The following is a 19,244-nucleotide window of genomic DNA, read 5'->3' as shown; positions in this document are numbered from 1 at the left end:
CAAACTTCTTGTTTAATGTAATTGTAATTGCCGCTGTTAATGTTGTTTTTCCATGGTCTACGTGTCCTATTGTTCCTATGTTTACATGGGGTTTAGTTCTTTCAAACTTTTGCCTTGCCATTTCTTCTCCTCCTTGATATAAAGTAGTATTATCCAAAAGTAGCATCAATAAACCTTTTTTAGGAACAAGCTAAAAATATTCCTTATCTTTAATTGAGTACAACTTTTGTTATGGACTATATTTTTGGTCTGACCTTTATAAGCTCAAAGGACCATTGTGAATATGAAAACTATGCCGGGTGTTTCTAAAAAAACAAACTATGGTAAATACATAATTTCAAGGCCTTTAATAATAAAAGGCCTTGGTATGCTACATAGATGAAAACCCTACTCGTAAAATATTTTACTATGTAATAGTTATAATTGTCAATACTATTTAAACTTAACTATTCCTTACTTCTAAATATCTTTCTAATTTTCTTTTTACCCTTTGCAATGCATTATCTATGGATTTGACATGCCTTTTTAAATCTATGGCAATTTCTTGATAGGATCTTCCTTGTAAATAAAGCATTAAAACCTTCCACTCTAAATCACTTAGTATTTCTCCAATCTTACCCTCTATGTGTCCAAGCTCTTCACGACATATTATTAATTCTTCGGGATCTGTTATTTTATGGCCAGAAATCACATCTAGTAAAGTTCTGTCGGATTCTTCATCGTAAATAGGCTTGTTTAATGATACGTAGGAGTTTAGTGGTATATGCTTTTGTCTAGTGGCTGTTTTTATTGCTGTAATAATTTGCCTTGTTATGCAAAGCTCAGCAAAAGCCTTAAAGGATGACAGTTTATCGGGTCTAAAATCACGAATAGCTTTATAAAGACCAATCATACCCTCTTGAATAATGTCTTCACGATCGGCTCCTATCAGAAAATATGATCTAGCTTTAGCTCGTACAAAGTTTCGGTACTTTTTTATAAGTAATTCTAATGCAACCATATCACCATTTTTTGCATCCTCAACCATTGTCTCATCAGGTATATCTGTACTAATCTCTAAAATATCTCTCTTAGCAGCACCCCCGCCAACAATCACACGCATCGCCTCCAACAATTTGTAAAATGCCCAAAATTATGACTTAATTATATACCATGACATTATGTAAAGTCAAGAAAAATCATAGCTTGCGCCTGAATTTTTCAAGTTTTTTCAATATTGTATCATCTATGCGATTTGATAATTCTTCCTTTAATTTAACACTTTTTTGGGTTTTGTTGTTTATTTTACCCTTCACATGTTGAAAATCTATAGCTAGCTCTCTAACTGAAATTCTGGTGGCTCCACCACCCAATACAATCTGTTGCTCCAGCCAGTCGTTAGTGGCAACTACAACTCTATTTTTTTTAGATAGTTCTATACTCTTTCTTTCAATGTATAAATCAGCTGTTTCTCTTTCTTTAGTAAAAACAACTTCTATTCCTTTTATCTTTTCTCTTTTTTCCCTACTCTTTTTAACTAAATGGGCGTCAAAAACAATTATTATATGTACTCCACGAAAGGACTGATACTCCATCATCATTTCAATAAGCTTATTTCTAGCCTCATCTAAATCATCATTGCATACTTCCCTCAGCTGTGGCCAGCCATTAATTACATTGTAACCATCAATAATTAGATATTCTTTCAACGGCCTCCCCACCCTATTCCTTTACGGCTCTTTGGCGAAATACTTCATACATAAGTACTCCAGCAGCAACGGAAGCATTTAAGGATGCTATCTTTCCCATCATAGGTACCTTAACAAGGTAATCACACTTTTCTTTAATTAGTCTTGATATTCCTTTACCTTCACTTCCAATAACAAGAGCAATTGGCCCTTTTAAGTCTTGCTGATAGTGGTGTTTTTCTCCATCCATATCGGCACCTGCTACCCATATTCCTTCATTTTTTAGCTTATCAATGGTTTGGGCAATATTAGATACCTTTGCAACAGGAACATATTCAATTGCACCGGCAGAGGTTTTTGCAACTACAGCCGTCAAACCAACTGATCTTCGTTTAGGAATAATAATGCCATCAACCCCTACTGCATCTGCTGTTCTCATTATTGATCCTAGGTTATGGGGATCCATAATTTCATCTAGTATCAATAGAAAGGGCTGTCTGTCCCCTTCCTTTGCTGCTTGTATTATTGCTTCTAGGTGGCTATATTCATAGGCAGCCACTTGAGCCACAACTCCCTGATGGGTATCGCCACCTGCCAGTTGATTAAGCTTAGGTCTTTCCACATATTGCAATGGTATTTTTTTATCTTTAGCCATTGCCACAAGCTTTTTTATTGAGCCTTCTTCTGCACCTTTAGCTATAAATAGCTTGTCTATCTCTCGCCCAGCCTTTATAGCCTCAATAATTGGATTTCTTCCAACTATTTTATCTGTACTCATCATCACCACTCCGTTTTATCTTTAAATAAACTATTATTATATTATACCATAATACCTAGATAATAATTATAAGTATATGGTTTTAATTTAATATACATTTTAAAGAAATCTTAGCAAAAAGGCAGGTGTAGCACCTACCTTTTTCATTGCTTATTAGCTATATTCAGCCTTAAATTGCTTTCTCACCTCATCAATTAGCCCACAGGTCATACTGCCTTCTGGGCATGGTCCATTAACACAATTTGGTCCGCTATATTTAAACACGGTGGGTGCTACTTGTCTTACCAGCATAAGCATTTTAGTAGCCAGCTGCCTAATTTCCCATTGGGCTCTATTGCAGCATCTGTGATGGAAAAAGTTAAATAATGCTCTTGCATTCATTGTTACAACAATTTTCGTTTCACAGGCATTAGGTAAAACAAATCTAGCATCTTCAATGGCCAGCTTTTCAGCCATGCTTTTGGCTTGTTTTTCTGTTTTTCCTTCTTCTAAGAGTTTATCATAGTGCTTATCATGCAACATTTTGGCTATTTTGTCATATGACTTCTGTTGAAGCTCCATTGCTTCTTTATATTCACTATAAGCTTCTGGTAGCTCCTTTATTTCTGGAGGTACAATATATTCAAAGGCTCCCTCCATAACATACCTTTGACTCTTTTGGGAATAGCTGCTACCCACCCTATGTCTTACCAATTGATGGGTTAGACTTCTGGAAACACCTTCTATACCAAAGGTAAAATTTATATGCTCGAAGGGTGATTCGTGGCCCAAGCGGCCTAACATATCAATAAATCTTTTTATTTCATTCTCCTGTAAACTATTCATAAGTGACTGAATATCACTAGGTGAATAGCAAAGCTTTGCAGCTGAAGCAATAATTCTTTCAGGTTCAGGTGTATAGGCAAGTAAAACCACCCTACAGTTAGTCTCCATTTACAACTCCCCCTTTTATTTGAACTTCTATATCTCTATAAGGGAATATACCTAGGAAATAGAATCTGACTGTAGCCTGGTATTGTCCCTTAATAGCTTCACTATTCCACCCTTCAGCTTGACTAATCCTTTTTAGTATTATAGTTTCTCCATCTTCTGTTATTTGATTTATATCAACAATTTTATAGGATATTAGAGGCTTTATTACATTATCGTAATTTTCCTCAATGTTTTCTAAAACAAAATCATGATACTTTTTAGAATCTATATCTAATTCTGTAACTGGATCTATTAAAAGTGATTTAACAGCTAGAATAACCAGCAGTGCTATGGTGATGGCTACCATTGCTTTAGTTCTTGTCCCCATTATTAATTCCCCTTTATACTTAATTCCTTTTCGATAATAACTACTGATTTTTCTAGTATTTCTATTAGCCTGTCATGCTTTCCTAAGTAAAATAAATATCCAAGTAAAGCTTCAAATCCTGTTGCATATTTATAATCTATTAGCTCTGCATTTTTAGGGGAGGTAGCTGTCTTTTGATTTCTACCCTTTTTAACAACCTGCCATTCATCCTCCTCTAGTTGATTCTCTAGGGCATGGACAATAATTGCTTGTGACTTAGCCTTTACATATTTTGTTGCCCTTTTATGCATTATATTAACCGAAGTATTAGATGTAGCAATAATATGGTTTCTAACATATATTTCGAATATTGCATCGCCAATATAGGCCAAGACCAAAGGTGCCATCATTCTAACATCTCTTTCACTATTAATGGTTTTGGGGCTTTTAATTAAACTAAAAAAGTTATCCATAACAAACCTACCTTCTACTAAAACAACAGCATATAAATAGAAACCTGTAATATTTTGCATAATTTACCCTTTTAATCTGTTTTTTTGCTTTCTTATTATATATTATATGTTAATACTTTTATTTTAGCAATTCAGCATAATTACTGTTTTTTATCTAGCTACCCTACAGCCTTTTCCACTTTACTCCCTGGGGGGTATCCTCTAAAACTATTCCTCTTTCCTTCAATTGATTTCTTATTTCATCAGCAAGCTGATAGTTTTTCTCTTTTCTTGCCTGTTGACGTTTATCTATTAATTCTTCTATCTCTGTATTGAGAATTTCCTTCCTCTTATTTAAAAGCCCCAATACTCCTGCCAGCTCCAGCAGCAGTTCGTATGCTGTATTTAAGGCTGCCCTTGAGGATTCAGGAGAAATGTTGGAGTTTATAAATCTAACTAAATCAAATAGAACTGCTATACCATCGGCTGTATTAAAATCATCATCCATAGCTTTTACGTAGCTATCTCTGAAATCAGGCAGCTTGCCTATCCATTCCTTTTCTATAGCTTTTATTTCTTTATCCTTAGCATTTTCTATTAAATGCTCTAGGTTTTCTTTGGAGTTATACAGCCTGTCTAATCCATTTTTCGCAGCCTCAACCAGCTCTTTACTAAAGTTAATTGGATTTCTATAATGGGCAGAAAACATAAAAAATCGTATAACCTCTAAATCATATTCCCTAGAAATATCCCTCGGTGTAAAGAAGTTATTCAAGGATTTTGACATTTTTTTATTGTCAACATTTAGGTAACCAACGTGTACCCAATAGTTTGCAAATGGTTTATCTTGAGCTGCTTCTGTTTGGGCTAGTTCATTTTCGTGATGTGGAAAAACTAAATCGCCTCCACCACCGTGAATATCTATGGTTTCACCTAGATACTTTTTTGCCATAGCTGAGCATTCAATATGCCATCCAGGTCTACCCTCTCCCCAAGGACTTTCCCAGCTTGGCTCATTTTCCTTTGCTGACTTCCATAGGACAAAATCTAAAGGACTTTTCTTCTCTTCATTTACTTCAATTCGTGCTCCCGATTGAAGATCATCAATACTTTGCTTAGATAGCTTTCCATAGCCATTAAATTTATCTACATCAAAATATACGTCTCCCTTTACTTCATAGGCATATCCCTTGTCCTGTAGGCTTTGAATAAAGCTAATAATTTCTGAAATATTCTCTGTTACCTTTGGATGAAAGTCTGCCTTTTGTATACCTAAGCTTTCCGCATCTTGAAAGTATTCTCTAATATATTTCTCACTAACCTCTTTTGGGCTTATATTTTCTTCTTGAGCCTTTTGTATAATTTTGTCATCTATATCAGTAAAATTCTGGACAAAAGTCACCCTATAGCCTCGATATTGAAAATAGCGTCTCATTCCATCAAATGTCATAAAGGTTCTTGCATTTCCAATATGAAAATAGTTATATACTGTTGGACCGCAGGCATACATTTTTATTTCTCCTGGTACAATTGGAACAAAGGTTTCTTTTTTTCTTGTAAGGGTATTATATAGCTTCATCCCCACTACTCCTCTCTTTTTCATTTAATCTTTTTTGTAATTCAGATATCTTTTCCTTTAAAGCCTTTAATTCATCAGCTATTGGGTCTGGTAGCTTTGTATGATCTAAATCTATTTCATTGCAAAGCTTAATTGGCTTATTATCCTTAATGACAATTTTACCTGGAACACCAACTACTGTACAGTTGGCGGGTACTTCCTTTAACACCACAGAGCCTGCTCCTATTTTTGAGTTATCTCCTACCTTAAAGGGCCCTAATACCTTAGCACCAGATGAAATTACAACATTATTACCAATGGTTGGGTGTCGTTTACCCTTTTCCTTTCCAGTACCTCCCAGGGTGGCCCCTTGATATATTGTTACATTATCACCTATCTCTGTTGTTTCTCCTATGACTACTCCCATACCATGATCTATAAAAAGTCGCTTTCCAATTTGTGCTGCAGGATGTATCTCTATTCCAGTAAAAAATCTTCCTATGTTGGAGATAATTCTTGGCAACACAACCCAACCCCTTTTATAGAGATAATGGGAGAATCGATGGATAATTATTGCATGTAGACCAGGATAGCATAATAACACCTCTAGGGTATTTCTTGCAGCAGGGTCCCTTTCAAAAATTGCTTTAATATCTTCATTTAATGTTTTTAAAATTGCCATTGTTAAACCTCCTTTCTCCTTTAAATACAAAACCCCACCTCTAGTAATTAACACTAGAGACGGGGTTTACCTCGTGGTTCCACTCTAATTAAGCATAATAATGCTCCTCTTTCGGGTCTTTAACGGGACCTTCCGTTTCACTCTACTAAATTTCAAGCGACAGCTCCCAGGTGCATTTCAATTTATCCGTAATTAGAGCTACTTTCAGCCAATGATAGCTCATCTCTTTAATTCGGTTTAAATTTACTTCTCCTGTTCTAAGCCTTTATATAAGATGTTCTTTTACATATTGTATGCGGGATATAAGGTTTTGTTTACCCAAAACTTTTATAACTTGATTTATGTCTGGACCATGGGCTTTTCCTGTTATTGCAACACGTAAAGGCTTGTATAACTGGGGGCCCTTTATGCCTGTTTCTTTTTGAATTTCCTTAAATGCCTTTTTGCCGAAATCAGCTTCAATAGTATCTACAGCTTCTACCTTTTCTGTAAACTTGCTAAGCAACAAGGGCATATGCTGTAGCTTTAATAGGTCTCTAGCTTCATCATCCTCTGGTTGAATTTCTGTTTTGAAGAAAATGTCAACTTTTTTTGATATCTCCCCTACATAAGAAATACTTTCCTTTAATACTCCAACCATATCCTTTAGCCACTCATATTTATGGCTTGCTTCAGCTTCTGTAATATAACCTGCTTCAATCAAATGTGGTATGGCTAGATCTGTTATTTGTTCTATCGGTGCTTCCTTTATATAATGTGAGTTTACCCAGTTTAATTTATTTATATCAAAAACTCCACCACTTTTTGAAACTCTTTCAAGGGAAAATTTTTCCTCTAGCTCCTGCATTGTAAATATCTCTTGATTATCCTCTGAGCTCCATCCTACTAAAGCTATATAATTTACTAAGGCTTCTGGTAAATAACCCTTTTTAACAAAATCACCTACTGCTACATCACCTTGCCTTTTGCTTAGCTTTTTCTTGTCAGCATTTAATATGTTAGGCAAATGCACATATTGTGGCTTATTCCAACCAAATGCTTCATATAGGTATATATGCTTTGGTGTTGAAATTAGCCATTCCTCTCCTCTAATTACATGGGTTATTCCCATAAGGTGATCATCCACAACAACTGCAAAGTGATAGGTTGGAAATCCATCTGACTTAATTAGGACTTGATCATCCATATCCTGTGTGTTAATTACCACATTACCGCGCACTACATCATTAAAGGAAATATCATAATTCTCCGGTAGCTTTAATCTTATTACATAGGATTCACCAGCTTCAACTCTATCATTAATTTCTTCTTGAGATAGACCTTTACAAAAGCCATCATACCTAGATAGTTGACCTGCTGCTTTTTGCTCTTCTCTAATCTTATCTATTCTTTCTTTAGTACAAAAGCAATAATAGGCATCACCACTATCTATTAGTTTATTTATATACTCCTTATAAATAGGAAGTCTTTTTGATTGTACATAGGGCCCGTATTCACCTTTTTCAATTAGTTTGCCATCTTTATCTATAACAACACCTTCATCATGATTAACCCCTGCCCAACCCATGGAGGAAAGCATACCTTCAATGGCACCCTCAACATATCGACTTTGATCTGTATCTTCAATTCTCAAAATGTATTTACCATTGCTTTTCTTTGCAAATAAATAGTTATATAAGGCAGTTCTTAAGCTACCAATATGAACATACCCCGTAGGACTTGGTGCAAATCTTACCCTTACAGACATATTTTTCCTCCTAAGCTTTAACAATTTTTTATCATATTATATACTATAATTATACACATATCAAGGCGAAATCCTACACTGATTTTGAGGGATATAGGCCTATTAAGCAAGCTTAGGTCTTTGGTTTCCCAAAGACCTAATGATTTTAATATGCTTTTGCAAAGTATGCCATGACCTTTGCTGGTTTTTCACAGAAGGCACATGTATCCCCTAAATTCTCCTGTTCAAATGGTATACACCTTATAGTTACTCCAGTTTCTTCTTTAATATGGTCTTCACAGCTTCCCTCTTCACACCACATTGCCTTCACAAACCCTGGTCTAGTTCCCATTATTTCCTTTAATTCTTCAAAGTTCTTCACATAATAGGTTTTTTCATCCCTCATGTTTTTAGCTTTAAGAAGAAGATTCTTTTGTATATCATCAATCATTTGTGTAACTGCTTCCTTTAAGGTATCTAAAGAAGCTGCTTCCTTTTCCAGCGTGTCTCTTCTAAATAGCATTGCTTGATTTTTTTCAATATCCTTAGGACCTATTTCTATTCTGATTGGTACACCCTTCATCTCCCACTCATTAAACTTCCATCCTGGTGAGTAGTTTTCTCTATCATCTAGCTCTACCCTGAATTCCTCTTTAAGTTGGGTGAAAAGCTCCAATGCCTTTTCCATTACTCCAGCCTTATGACTTGCTATAGGCACTATTGCCACCTGAATAGGAGCAATTTTAGGTGGAAGTACTAACCCTCGATTGTCACCGTGGGCCATTATTATCCCTCCTATTAGTCTAGTGGATACACCCCATGATGTATGGTAAGGATTCTTTAACTCTCCAGCACGGTCTAAATAAGTAATATCAAAGGCTTTAGTAAAATGCTGGGCTAAATTATGGGATGTTCCTGCCTGTAGAGCCTTTCCATCGTGCATTAATGCCTCCATTGTATAGGTTGCATGGGCACCTGCAAATTTTTCTTTTTCAGACTTACGCCCAATTATTACTGGTATAGCCAGTACATCCTCTGCCATTTCTTTATATATGTTTAACATTTGAATAGTTTCTTCCTGTGCTTCCTCATAGGTTTCATGCAGTGTATGTCCCTCTTGCCATAAAAATTCAGATGTTCTTAGGAACGGTCTAGTGCTTTTTTCCCATCGTACTACGCTACACCATTGGTTAAATAAAAATGGGAGATCACGATATGATTTAAGCCACTTAGAATACATCTCGCATATTATTGTTTCGGATGTAGGTCTAACACAAAGTCTTTCTGCAAGCTCCTCTTGACCTCCATGGGTTACCCAAGCCACTTCTGGAGCAAAGCCCTCAACATGCTCTGCTTCCTTTTTTAGTAAGCTTTCTGGAATAAGCAATGGAAAGTAACAGTTTTTATGACCCGTTTCTTTAAATCTTTTATCAAGGAACTGCTGAATGTTCTCCCATATTTCATAACCATAGTGCTTTATAACCATAAATCCTTTAACAGGTGAATAATCCACTAGATCTGTCTTTTTTATTACATCGGTATACCACTGAGGAAAATCCACCTCCATTGGCGTAATTTCACTTACAAATTGTTTATCTTTTTTACCCATATTAAAGCTCCTCTCTTTTATATTAAAAACAATAAAAAAACCCTCATCCCTATAAATAGAGACGAGAGATATTTTTCCCGCGGTACCACTCTAATTAGCCTAGCAAAAGGCTCCCTTGTATGGCTTAACGGTGCCAACCGGAATGATCTACTAATTTTAATCATTCAGCTCAAGGATGGGTTCAAATAAGCCTACTTAAAAACCTTCCAGACTAGGGTTTTCTCTCTTTAAAGCTTTGTTATTTTACTATTTCCTGTCATTGCAATAATATATTCTTTTTTTTAGAATATATGAAACCTATATCCATGTCAAGGACTATAGAAAAAGATTTTAAATATATTTTTACCTTTAAACAATTGTATTATACTTAGCTTAACTATTCCTTCAATAAAATGCTGCTTATGGCCTGTGCAGCAATTCCTTCTTCTTTACCAGTAAAACCCAGCCCTTCTGTAGTGGTGGCTTTAATATTAATTTGCTGATGGTTAATCCTTAAAACCGCTGCAATATTCTCCCTCATGTTTTCTATATGGGGGGCCATTTTGGGCTTTTCTGCAATAATTGTTGCATCTATATTATTGACAAGGTAATTCTTCTTTGTGAGTAGCCTATAGACCTCCTCCAAAAGAGCTAAGCTATCGGCTCCTTTGTACTTTTGATCTGTGTCTGGAAAATGCTTACCAATGTCACCTAAGGCAGCTGCACCTAATAGGCTGTCTTTAATTGCATGAAGCAATACATCTGCATCGGAATGTCCTAAAAGACCTTTATTAAAGGGTATATCTACACCTCCTATTATTAGTCTTCTACCCTCCACTAATTTATGTACATCGTAACCTAAGCCTACTCTAAGCATTATTCCTATCTTCCCTTCTTAATATCTCTTCAGCCATGAATAAATCCTCTGGAGTAGTAATTTTAATATTCTCATAGCTGCCCTTTATCACCTTAATAGGGTATCCTTCCCTTTCAAATAGCATTGCATCATCAGTAATGTCTTTACCATTTTCTAAATACTTGCTGTATAGCTCCTTTAATTGGTTAAACCTAAAGCTTTGTGGTGTTTGAACTGACCATAGCTTACCTCTATCAATAGTTTTTTCTACCTCCATATTACTATTTATAGCTTTTATGGTATCCTTAACTGGTACTGCAACTATTGCACCCCCTACCTCTTGGGCTGCAATAATTGATTTATTAATCATTTCATTAGTTACAAATGGCCTTGCACCATCATGTATTGATACAATTTCACATTGGTCAGGTAGCTCCTTTAGACCATTATGTACTGAGTTTATCCTCTCTTTTCCCCCTGCCAAAACAGATATTATCTTAGTAAAGCCATATTTTTCTACTATTTCTTTTTTGCAAAAATCAATTTCCTTTTCTCCTACTACTAATACTATTCCCTCTATCATTTCACATCGTTGAAATACTTCTAATGTATATGCAACTATTGGCTTATTATAAATTTCTATATATTGCTTATTAATTTTTCCTCCAAGCCTTCGTCCTTTTCCAGCAGCAACAACAATTGCATAGTTTTTATTACTCATAATCAATATACTCCCTTTTTTAGACTGTAGTTATTCCATTATCAATTATATACTAAGATTTACTTCAAAGCCATATTAAAAAGAAGTTAAAAAAACCCTTCTAATGATTAGAAGAGTTTTGATATTATATGTTAAGAGGCTGATTTATCCATTAGTGTTTTGGGTTTTGCAAAGATCATTCTTCCTGCTGCAGTCTGTAAAACACTGGTTACTAATACGTCGATATTTTTACCAATGAACTTTTTACCACTTTCTACTACAATCATTGTACCGTCGTCCAAATATGCTAATCCCTGTCCTGATTCCTTACCATCCTTTATAACCTGAACCAGCATTTCTTCACCTGGTAATACTATTGGCTTTACTGCATTTGCCAGCTCGTTTATATTTAATACTGGAACCCCTTGAAACTCCGCAACCTTATTAAGGTTAAAATCATTTGTTAGAACTTTTCCATCCAACAGCTGAGCAAGCCTTAACAATTTAGTATCAACCTCTGCTAAATCTTCAAAGTCCTTTTCATTTATTTTCACTTCAATATCTAGTTCTTTTTGAATTTTATTTAAAATATCAAGACCCCTTCTACCTCTATTCCTTTTTAAGGAATCTGATGAATCGGCTATATGTCTAAGCTCCTCCAGAACAAAACCAGGTATTATCAAAGGCCCCTCCACAAATCCTGTTTTACATATATCAGCTATTCTTCCATCTATAATTACACTGGTATCCAATACCTTTGGTGATACCTTAGATTCTTTTTTGGTGCTTTTTTCTTTAATATTACTTGCATTTTTCTTAAACAAAGCCTGCAGGTTAGAGAGATCATCTAGCTTTTTAGTAGCAACAGTAACTCCTAAATAGGCCATAAATATATATATTGCAGCAGAGAGTATAGCTCCTACGAAAGGAATTGGAAAATTATTAAGGAGTCCACTTATTAAATAAGCTATTACTAAGCCTACTATAAGTCCAACCGACCCCAGTACTAGATTTAAAGTTGGCACATTAGCCAGCTCTTTATTAATCCAATTTGCTAAATTCCTACCCTTGTTAATAAACCAAGGTGCTAATATAAATAATAAACCACCACTTAATAAAGAAGAAATTATTATTCCTGATACATAAGTTATAAGGTTATTACGAATAGCCTCCAACACAAACACATTTGTAATATACTCGAACATAGCTAATCCAAACAGGGCCCCAAGCACAGCCAGTATTCCTCTTATAATTCGATTGATCATTCAATCTTCACCTCCTATCAATCATTATGCCCACTTTATTGGATTTAAAAACATATCAATTATTTTATATGAGTTATTTCTCTATTTAATTTTGGAAGAATAAAGTAAAAAAGTCAATACTAAATCCCAATTTTGAATCCTGCCCTATAAAATGTCATTTAGGATTTATAATTGCTCTTTTACCTAATAGACTCTTCAATTAAACCTTTTACTTCATCCTCCACAAGACCAGTTGCTAAAATAATTTCACTTAATAGAATTTGCTTAGCATTATTAAGTATTTTTCTTTCTCCTGTAGAGAGTGATTTTTCCCTATCCCTCAACACTAAGTTTCTTACTACTTCTGCTACTTCATAAACATCACCTGTTTTTAATCTGTCCATGTTTGCTCTGTATCTTCTATTCCAGTTTTGGGGCATTTTTGTTTCATTGGCCTCTAATACGGCAATAACCTTTTCCACTTCCTCATTAGGTATTACTTGTCTTATGCCTATCCCATCTATGGTGTCTAAAGGAATCATGACCCTCATGTCGTCTAGTGGCATCTTCATGATATAGTATTTACGTCTTACCCCTAGAATTTCTTTTTCTTCTATAGCTTCAATAATTCCTGCACCATGCATTGGATATACAATTTTATCTCCTATATTATACATTGGAAATCCTCCTAAAACCAGCTTTATGAAATATAGTATACACCAGTTAAAGGAAATTGTCAAATAAATTAATTATTTTATCACATGCTGTTTCTAATGTCAATTTTTTTATATGAAAATAAATAAAAAAAGTTATTAAACAATATTTTTTTTACTATATATTTACATTGTAGTATAATATATGTAAACAGTAAAGTAAAATGCTAAATATTTAACAGTTTTTTTACATTGTTTTTTACTGGCTATTATAATAAAAAATCATAAATGTCAAAAAATCCAGTTTCCTCTAATTGACAAGGGAATTGTGATGCATTTATAATATTATATATGGATAAAATTATGAAACCCCAAGGAGATGTCTTTATGAAGAATTTTTCAATAAATGATTTTCAAACACAAGTGGATGATGTTCTAGTTCGCCATAGAAGTGTATTAGATATTATTACAAAGCTACAGGAAACCTCATCTAAGGTTAATCGTGCTGTAGCAAAGTCTGCAACCTATTGCGGATGTATTAAGATTCATGCAGAAAGACAAGAGGTTCCAAAGGATATATTATATTCTGAGATAAAAAACTATATGGAAAACCATGTTAAGGGTGAGCTTTGTGATATTTGCAGGGAAAAAATTGAAGCAGAGCTTTCAACAAATCTTTTTTATTTTACTACATTGTGTAACTTATTCGATATAAATATTGAAGAGTTAGTTACAAAGCATCATGATCAGCTTAAGGCCCTTGGTAAATACGGATTATTGTAATACCCTGCTACATATATCGGAGCTGTAAATAATTAATATAGCTTTATTTCTATTAAAAAACTCAGTAGCCACAATTGGTATACTGAGTTTTTATAGGTGTACAAGTAGTTAAATTCTATATATGCCTGCCTATCATAACCTGCTCTTGTAATCTTCTTAAGCCCTCTTTTATTGCCCTTGCTCTAACTTCACCTATACCCTCTACATCATCTAGCTTTTCAATAGATGCCTTCAAGACTTTTTGAAAGCTCTTAAACTCATTTACTAAATTATCTATAACTGTATTTGGTAGTCTTGGTATCTTATTTAATAATCTATAGCCCTTTGGTGAAATAGAGATATCTAATGCACTAACATTATTATCATATCCCAATATTTTAGATATGTTAGTTAGGTCTAATAGTTCTTCCGATGTAAGCCCTTTAATTTGCTTAATAATTCCCTCTACCTCAGTATCTTTATTTGCATTATAATCATGGGCTACATATTCACCGTCCTCCTTTACGTTTGCAATTAGCTCCTCTAGCTGCATACTCACCAATCGCCCTTCATTACCAAGCTCCCAAATAAATTTCTCTATCTCTGCTGTTATTCTCATTACCATTTCAGTTCGCTGTAGCACTGTAGCCACATCATATAATGTAACTAAATCTTCATATTCTAAAGCACTTAAATGATTCATACCTAAGTCTAATACCACTTTATATTTTTCTAGGGTTTGAATTGCTTGATTCGCCTTAGTTAATACCCGTCCAGTGTCCTGTACAATATATTTATAGTAGCCTTGATAAAGGGTAATTATGTTTCTTCTTTGAGAAATTGATATTACAACCTCACCTGTTTCTTTTGCAACTCTTTCAGCTATCCTGTGTCTTATACCTGTTTCAGTAGTAATAATTGAAGGATCAGGTATTAGCTGGGTATTAGCATAATGAATTTTTTTGGTGTCACTGCTTAGTATGATTGCACCGTCCATTTTGGCTAATTCGTACAGATAGGCTGGAGAAAAGTCTACGTTTATGGTGAATCCACCATCCACCAGTTTCATTACAGCTTCGTTATCTCCTATTACTATTAAGGCTCCCATTTTACCCTTCAAAATGTTTTCTAAACCCTCCCTTAAAGGTGTACCAGGGGATAGAAGCTTAATTGTGTCAAGTAGCTGTTTTTGCCTTTTTTCATCTTCCTTCAACTTTACTCACCTCACCAATGGGGTATAATACTATATATTTTACCCATAGATTGTCAAAAATAGAAGTTAAAACTCTATTTAGTTTTTTCTATATGTTTTAAGGCACTATATAGGTTTTCCACTTCAATAAGTCTCATTTTTCTTGAGGTCCCCACCTTTGATCTATTACGCTTAGGTAGTATACATTCCTCGAAGCCCATTTTTTCTCCCTCTTTTATCATTTTTTCCAGCTGTGGAACTGTTCGTATATCTGCCGTTAAGCTAATTTCTCCTATTGCTATTAGCCTTTTAGTAGGCAGGTTAATGGATTTATAGCTAGAATAAATGGCCATTGCTATTCCTAAATCACCAAAGGTTCCTTCTAGCTTTATACCTCCAACAACATTTATATATATGTCATAATTAATTAAGGGTAACCCCATTTTTTTTTCTAAAACTGCAATTATAAGGTTTAATCTGTTTATATCTACTCCTACAGCAGTTCTTCTAGGAAACCCTGTATTTGTTGCAGTTACAAGAGCTTGAAGCTCTACTAATATTGGTCGAGTTCCTTCAACTGTTGCTACTACAATAGCACCCTCTGCCTCTTCAGTCATCGAGTCTAAAAGCATTGCTGAAGGATTGGTTACTTCAATTAAGCCCTCCTCCTTCATTTCAAAAACACCAATTTCGCTGGTGGTACCAAAGCGATTTTTTAATGCCCTCAAAATTCGGAATTCCTGTGTTCGTTCTCCTTCAAAGTGAAGCACTGTGTCTACCATGTGTTCAAGAACTCTAGGCCCTGCAAGGTCACCCTGCTTAGTTACATGGGCAACAAGAAATATAGGTATGTTTAATGATTTGCCTATTCTCATTAGATTATTTACCGATTCCTTTATTTGAGATACACTGCCAGGTGCAGAGGTTAATTCATCTTTAAACAGGGTTTGTACAGAATCTATTATAACAAATACTGGCGACAGCTCATTTATATACCCCTCTATTACACTAATATTAGTTTCTGATATTACATAGAGTTTATCTGTTATGGAGTCTAGCCTGTCGGCCCTCATTTTTATTTGCTCCTCTGATTCCTCACCAGAGATATAGAGAACTGTTCCATATTTCTTGGAAATTTTGCTACCTGCCTGAAGTATTAAGGTGGATTTTCCAATGCCTGGTTCTCCTGATATTAGAGTGAGAGCTCCCTTTACAAGCCCTCCTCCTAAAACTCTATTTAGCTCACTAATGCTTGTATCAAATCTCTGATAACTGCCAGACTTAACTTTACCTATCGGTTGAGGCTTTGCCTGACTAACAATGGAGGGAGATCTTTTATAAGCAGCTTTAGTAGCCACCAGCTCTTCTTCCATAGCATTCCACTGGTTACAGCCATTGCAACGTCCCAACCATTTAGGGCTTTCAAAGCCACATTGCTGACAGACAAATTTGCTTTTTGATTTTGCCATGTAATCACCTGCTTTATTATATTCCTTATTATTTTATCATAATTCATTGTAATAATGAATTATGATAGCTTGACTACTAGAGGCATTTCTAAAGTACTAGCTTCCGAGAGTTTAAAAGGAGATCATCAGAATTTAAATAGATAAGACAGGGGCTTTTTAAAAGTCACCCTGTCTTATTAATACACCTTCATCATGTTTTTTATTTGCTATTTATTGTTAGCTCTTCACCTTCTACGTCTATCTCAACATTTGTTCCCTCCTGTATTTCCCCTTTAAGAATTCCTTCCGATAGTCTATCCTCAACTAGCTTTTGTAAGGCCCTTTTAAGGGGTCTGGCTCCAAACTGCGGATCATAGCCCTTATCAGCTATAAGCTCCTTTGCCTTTTCTTTAATATCAAGGTCAATATTTAAATCTTTTAGCCTTTTGTTTAGATCAATCAACAGTAAATCAATTATTTTTCCAATGTCCTGTCTGGTTAATGAGTGAAAAACTATTATATCATCTATGCGATTAAGAAACTCTGGTCTAAAGGTTTTTCTTAATTCATCCATAACATTTTCACGCATTTTTTCATACTCACTTTTTGCCTTATCCTCTTCTATAGCTACAAACCCTAATGTCCTTTGCTTTCTGATGGTGTGGGCACCCACGTTTGAAGTCATTATAACAACTGTATTCTTAAAGTCAACAGTCTTCCCCTGTGCGTCCGTCAATCTACCATCCTCTAAAATTTGAAGAAGGATATTAAACACATCTGGGTGTGCCTTCTCAACTTCATCAAACAGTACAACTGAATAGGGCTTACGTCTAATTTTTTCTGTTAACTGTCCTCCTTCATTATAGCCTACATAGCCAGGGGGTGAGCCAATAAGCCTTGAAACAGTATGCTTTTCCATATATTCTGACATATCTATTCTTATCATGGCATTTTCATCACCAAACATAGCCTCTGCCAAAGCTTTAGATAGCTCTGTTTTCCCTACACCAGTGGGACCTAAGAAAATGAATGACCCAATTGGTCGTTTGGGATCCTTTAAGCCTACCCTTGCTCTTCTTATTGCTTTTGCTATAGAGTTTACAGCCTCCTCTTGACCTATTACCCTCTGATGAAGGATTTCCTCTAAATTAAGTAGCCGTTGGGATTCCTCCTGTTGGAGCTTGCTAACAGGTATTCCCGTCCAACTAGAAATGATTACTGCTATATCTTCTACTTCTACAGTTGGCTGATTTGACTGGCTTTTACTTTGCCAGTTATTTTTCCTCTCATTTAGCTCTATAGTAGCTTTCTTTTCTTCATCTCTAATGGAGGCAGCCCTCTCAAAATCTTGCAGACTAATAGCTTCCTCCTTTTCCTTTGCCAGTTGCTCCAATTTTTCCTCTAGGTCCTTTAGGTCAGGCGGTGCTGTTACGGTTTTAAGTCTAATTTTTGATGCAGCCTCATCTATTAAGTCTATTGCTTTATCAGGCAAGAATCTATCTGATATATACCTATGGGATAATTCTGCTGCTGCCTTTAATGCATCATCTGTAATCTTTACCCTATGATGTGCTTCGTACTTATCTCTAAGTCCTTCTAAAATGCTAATAGTATCATCAACTGATGGTTCTTCAATAGTAATAGGTTGAAATCTTCTTTCTAAGGCTGCATCCTTTTCAATATGCTTACGATACTCATCAATAGTTGTTGCTCCTATTGCTTGCATCTCACCTCTTGCAAGGGCAGGTTTAATAATATTAGAAGCATCTATTGCCCCTTCTGCAGCACCAGCACCAATTATTGTATGGATTTCATCAATAAATAGTATAATGTCTCCAGACTGTCTAATTTCCTCCATTATTTTCTTTAGCCTATCTTCAAATTCTCCTCGATATTTTGCACCTGCCACCATTGAAGGTAGGTCTATTGATACTACTCTTTTATTCTTTAAGATTTCGGGAATATTTCCATCTATTATTCTTTGGGCTAATCCTTCTGCGATGGCAGTTTTACCCACCCCTGGCTCACCAATTAAGCAGGGGTTATTTTTAGTTCTTCTACTTAAGACCTGAATAACTCTTTCTATTTCTTTACTCCTTCCTATAACTGGATCTAGTTTTTCTTCAGAAGCCATTTGATTAAGATCTCTGCTATACTTATCTAGGGTTGGAGTACCCTGGTTTTTACCGGCTTTGCTAGGCTTTGGAGTAGCTTTACCCATGCCATTTTCTAGCATAGCCAAAACAGCCTCCCTAACCTTTTGAGGGTTAATACCATGCTCAATGAAAATCTTACTTGCAATACCCTCACCCTCTCTAATTAACCCTAATAAAATATGCTCTGTACCTACATAGTTATGTCCTAGGCTACGGGCCTCTGCAATGCTTAGCTCAAATATTCTTTTTGTTCTAGGGGTGAAGCCTAATAGTTCACCTTTTTTATCAGTATAGCCAACTGTTGCCTTAACCTTTTCCCTAATCTCCTCAGCATTAACCCCCATATTTGCCAGAACCTGTGCTGCAATTCCCTCTCCCTCTTGAATTAGCCCAAGCAAAAGATGCTCTGTGCCTACATAGCTATGTCCCATCTCTTGAGCTAATTGCTGTGATAAAACAATAGATTTTTGTGCTTTCTCTGTAAACTTTCCAAATATAGACAT

The 19,244-nt window shown here is 35.3% G+C and carries 19 protein-coding genes and 2 other annotated features; of the genes, 1 reads left to right on the top strand and 18 read right to left on the bottom strand.

Annotation, left to right across the window (positions count from 1 at the left end; all coding sequences use genetic code 11):
- The 15 genes from F8154_RS10600 to F8154_RS10530 all read right to left on the bottom strand — a co-directional run.
- A partial coding sequence (locus tag F8154_RS10600; RefSeq protein WP_243141233.1) for a GTP-binding protein occupies positions 1 to 121 on the bottom strand: 121 nt, incomplete at its 3' end.
- Positions 122 to 442: 321 nt separating this feature from the next.
- The gene (gene sigH / locus F8154_RS10595; protein ID WP_334296203.1) at positions 443 to 1,063 is read right to left on the bottom strand and encodes an RNA polymerase sporulation sigma factor SigH; all 621 of its coding nucleotides are present in this window, start codon (positions 1,061 to 1,063) and stop codon (positions 443 to 445) included.
- Between the two features lie 115 nt (positions 1,064 to 1,178).
- Positions 1,179 to 1,688 (bottom strand): NYN domain-containing protein, encoded by a 510-nt coding sequence (locus F8154_RS10590; protein WP_151861587.1) that lies wholly within the window; start codon positions 1,686 to 1,688, stop codon positions 1,179 to 1,181.
- 13 nt (positions 1,689 to 1,701) lie between these two features.
- Positions 1,702 to 2,448, bottom strand: coding sequence for a 23S rRNA (guanosine(2251)-2'-O)-methyltransferase RlmB (gene rlmB / locus F8154_RS10585; RefSeq protein ID WP_408609015.1), 747 nt, complete (start codon positions 2,446 to 2,448; stop codon positions 1,702 to 1,704).
- 150 nt (positions 2,449 to 2,598) lie between these two features.
- Positions 2,599 to 3,378, bottom strand: a complete 780-nt coding sequence (gene thyX, locus F8154_RS10580; protein ID WP_151861585.1) for an FAD-dependent thymidylate synthase — start codon at positions 3,376 to 3,378, stop codon at positions 2,599 to 2,601.
- On the bottom strand, positions 3,368 to 3,745 hold the full coding sequence (locus F8154_RS10575; RefSeq protein ID WP_151861584.1) for a hypothetical protein: 378 nt from the start codon (positions 3,743 to 3,745) through the stop codon (positions 3,368 to 3,370). Before F8154_RS10575 ends, thyX begins: the two co-directional genes overlap by 11 nt.
- 2 nt (positions 3,746 to 3,747) lie before the next feature.
- Positions 3,748 to 4,257 (bottom strand): Mini-ribonuclease 3, encoded by a 510-nt coding sequence (locus F8154_RS10570; RefSeq protein ID WP_243141231.1) that lies wholly within the window; start codon positions 4,255 to 4,257, stop codon positions 3,748 to 3,750.
- Between the two features lie 103 nt (positions 4,258 to 4,360).
- Positions 4,361 to 5,755: a cysteine--tRNA ligase gene (cysS, locus tag F8154_RS10565; protein ID WP_151861583.1), complete on the bottom strand. Its 1,395-nt coding sequence runs from the start codon at positions 5,753 to 5,755 to the stop codon at positions 4,361 to 4,363.
- Positions 5,742 to 6,416: a serine O-acetyltransferase gene (gene cysE / locus F8154_RS10560; protein WP_207706874.1), complete on the bottom strand. Its 675-nt coding sequence runs from the start codon at positions 6,414 to 6,416 to the stop codon at positions 5,742 to 5,744. The genes cysS and cysE overlap by 14 nt, the downstream gene beginning before the upstream one ends.
- Positions 6,417 to 6,468: 52 nt before the next feature.
- Positions 6,469 to 6,685: a binding site (T-box leader), on the bottom strand.
- Complete coding sequence (gene gltX / locus F8154_RS10555) at positions 6,682 to 8,163, bottom strand: glutamate--tRNA ligase (protein WP_151861582.1); 1,482 nt, start codon at positions 8,161 to 8,163, stop codon at positions 6,682 to 6,684. (Overlaps the previous feature by 4 nt.)
- 145 nt (positions 8,164 to 8,308) lie before the next feature.
- A complete protein-coding gene (gene proS, locus F8154_RS10550; RefSeq protein ID WP_151861581.1) occupies positions 8,309 to 9,751 on the bottom strand; it encodes a proline--tRNA ligase in 1,443 nt (480 codons plus the stop codon).
- A 54-nt stretch (positions 9,752 to 9,805) separates the two neighbouring features.
- Positions 9,806 to 10,020: a binding site (T-box leader), on the bottom strand.
- Positions 10,021 to 10,127: 107 nt separating this feature from the next.
- Positions 10,128 to 10,607, bottom strand: coding sequence for a 2-C-methyl-D-erythritol 2,4-cyclodiphosphate synthase (ispF, locus tag F8154_RS10545; RefSeq protein ID WP_151861580.1), 480 nt, complete (start codon positions 10,605 to 10,607; stop codon positions 10,128 to 10,130).
- A complete protein-coding gene (gene ispD / locus F8154_RS10540; RefSeq protein WP_151861579.1) occupies positions 10,600 to 11,307 on the bottom strand; it encodes a 2-C-methyl-D-erythritol 4-phosphate cytidylyltransferase in 708 nt (235 codons plus the stop codon). The genes ispF and ispD overlap by 8 nt, the downstream gene beginning before the upstream one ends.
- A gap of 131 nt (positions 11,308 to 11,438) precedes the next feature.
- Positions 11,439 to 12,551, bottom strand: coding sequence for a PIN/TRAM domain-containing protein (locus F8154_RS10535; protein ID WP_151861578.1), 1,113 nt, complete (start codon positions 12,549 to 12,551; stop codon positions 11,439 to 11,441).
- A gap of 179 nt (positions 12,552 to 12,730) precedes the next feature.
- Positions 12,731 to 13,207, bottom strand: coding sequence for a CarD family transcriptional regulator (locus tag F8154_RS10530; protein ID WP_151861577.1), 477 nt, complete (start codon positions 13,205 to 13,207; stop codon positions 12,731 to 12,733).
- 363 nt (positions 13,208 to 13,570) lie between these two features.
- Here F8154_RS10530 and F8154_RS10525 point away from each other — a divergent pair, with 363 nt between their 5' ends.
- Positions 13,571 to 13,966 carry a DUF1573 domain-containing protein gene (locus tag F8154_RS10525; protein ID WP_151861576.1) on the top strand — a complete coding sequence of 132 codons (396 nt, stop codon included), beginning with the start codon at positions 13,571 to 13,573 and terminating at the stop codon, positions 13,964 to 13,966.
- Between the two features lie 115 nt (positions 13,967 to 14,081).
- Here F8154_RS10525 and disA read toward each other — a convergent pair whose 3' ends face one another.
- The 3 genes from disA to F8154_RS10510 form a co-directional block, all read right to left on the bottom strand.
- Complete coding sequence (gene disA / locus F8154_RS10520; protein ID WP_151861575.1) at positions 14,082 to 15,158, bottom strand: DNA integrity scanning diadenylate cyclase DisA; 1,077 nt, start codon at positions 15,156 to 15,158, stop codon at positions 14,082 to 14,084.
- Between the two features lie 74 nt (positions 15,159 to 15,232).
- Positions 15,233 to 16,606: a DNA repair protein RadA gene (gene radA / locus F8154_RS10515; protein ID WP_151861574.1), complete on the bottom strand. Its 1,374-nt coding sequence runs from the start codon at positions 16,604 to 16,606 to the stop codon at positions 15,233 to 15,235.
- Between the two features lie 199 nt (positions 16,607 to 16,805).
- Positions 16,806 to 19,244 carry an ATP-dependent Clp protease ATP-binding subunit gene (locus F8154_RS10510; protein ID WP_151861573.1) on the bottom strand — a complete coding sequence of 813 codons (2,439 nt, stop codon included), beginning with the start codon at positions 19,242 to 19,244 and terminating at the stop codon, positions 16,806 to 16,808.

This window comes from Alkaliphilus pronyensis (genome assembly GCF_009017275.1).
In the GTDB taxonomy this organism is placed as follows: Bacteria; Bacillota; Clostridia; order Peptostreptococcales; family Natronincolaceae; genus Alkaliphilus_C; species Alkaliphilus_C pronyensis.
The sequence above is the reverse complement of the archived record's forward strand: the minus strand, read 5'-3'. Positions and strand labels throughout refer to the sequence as shown.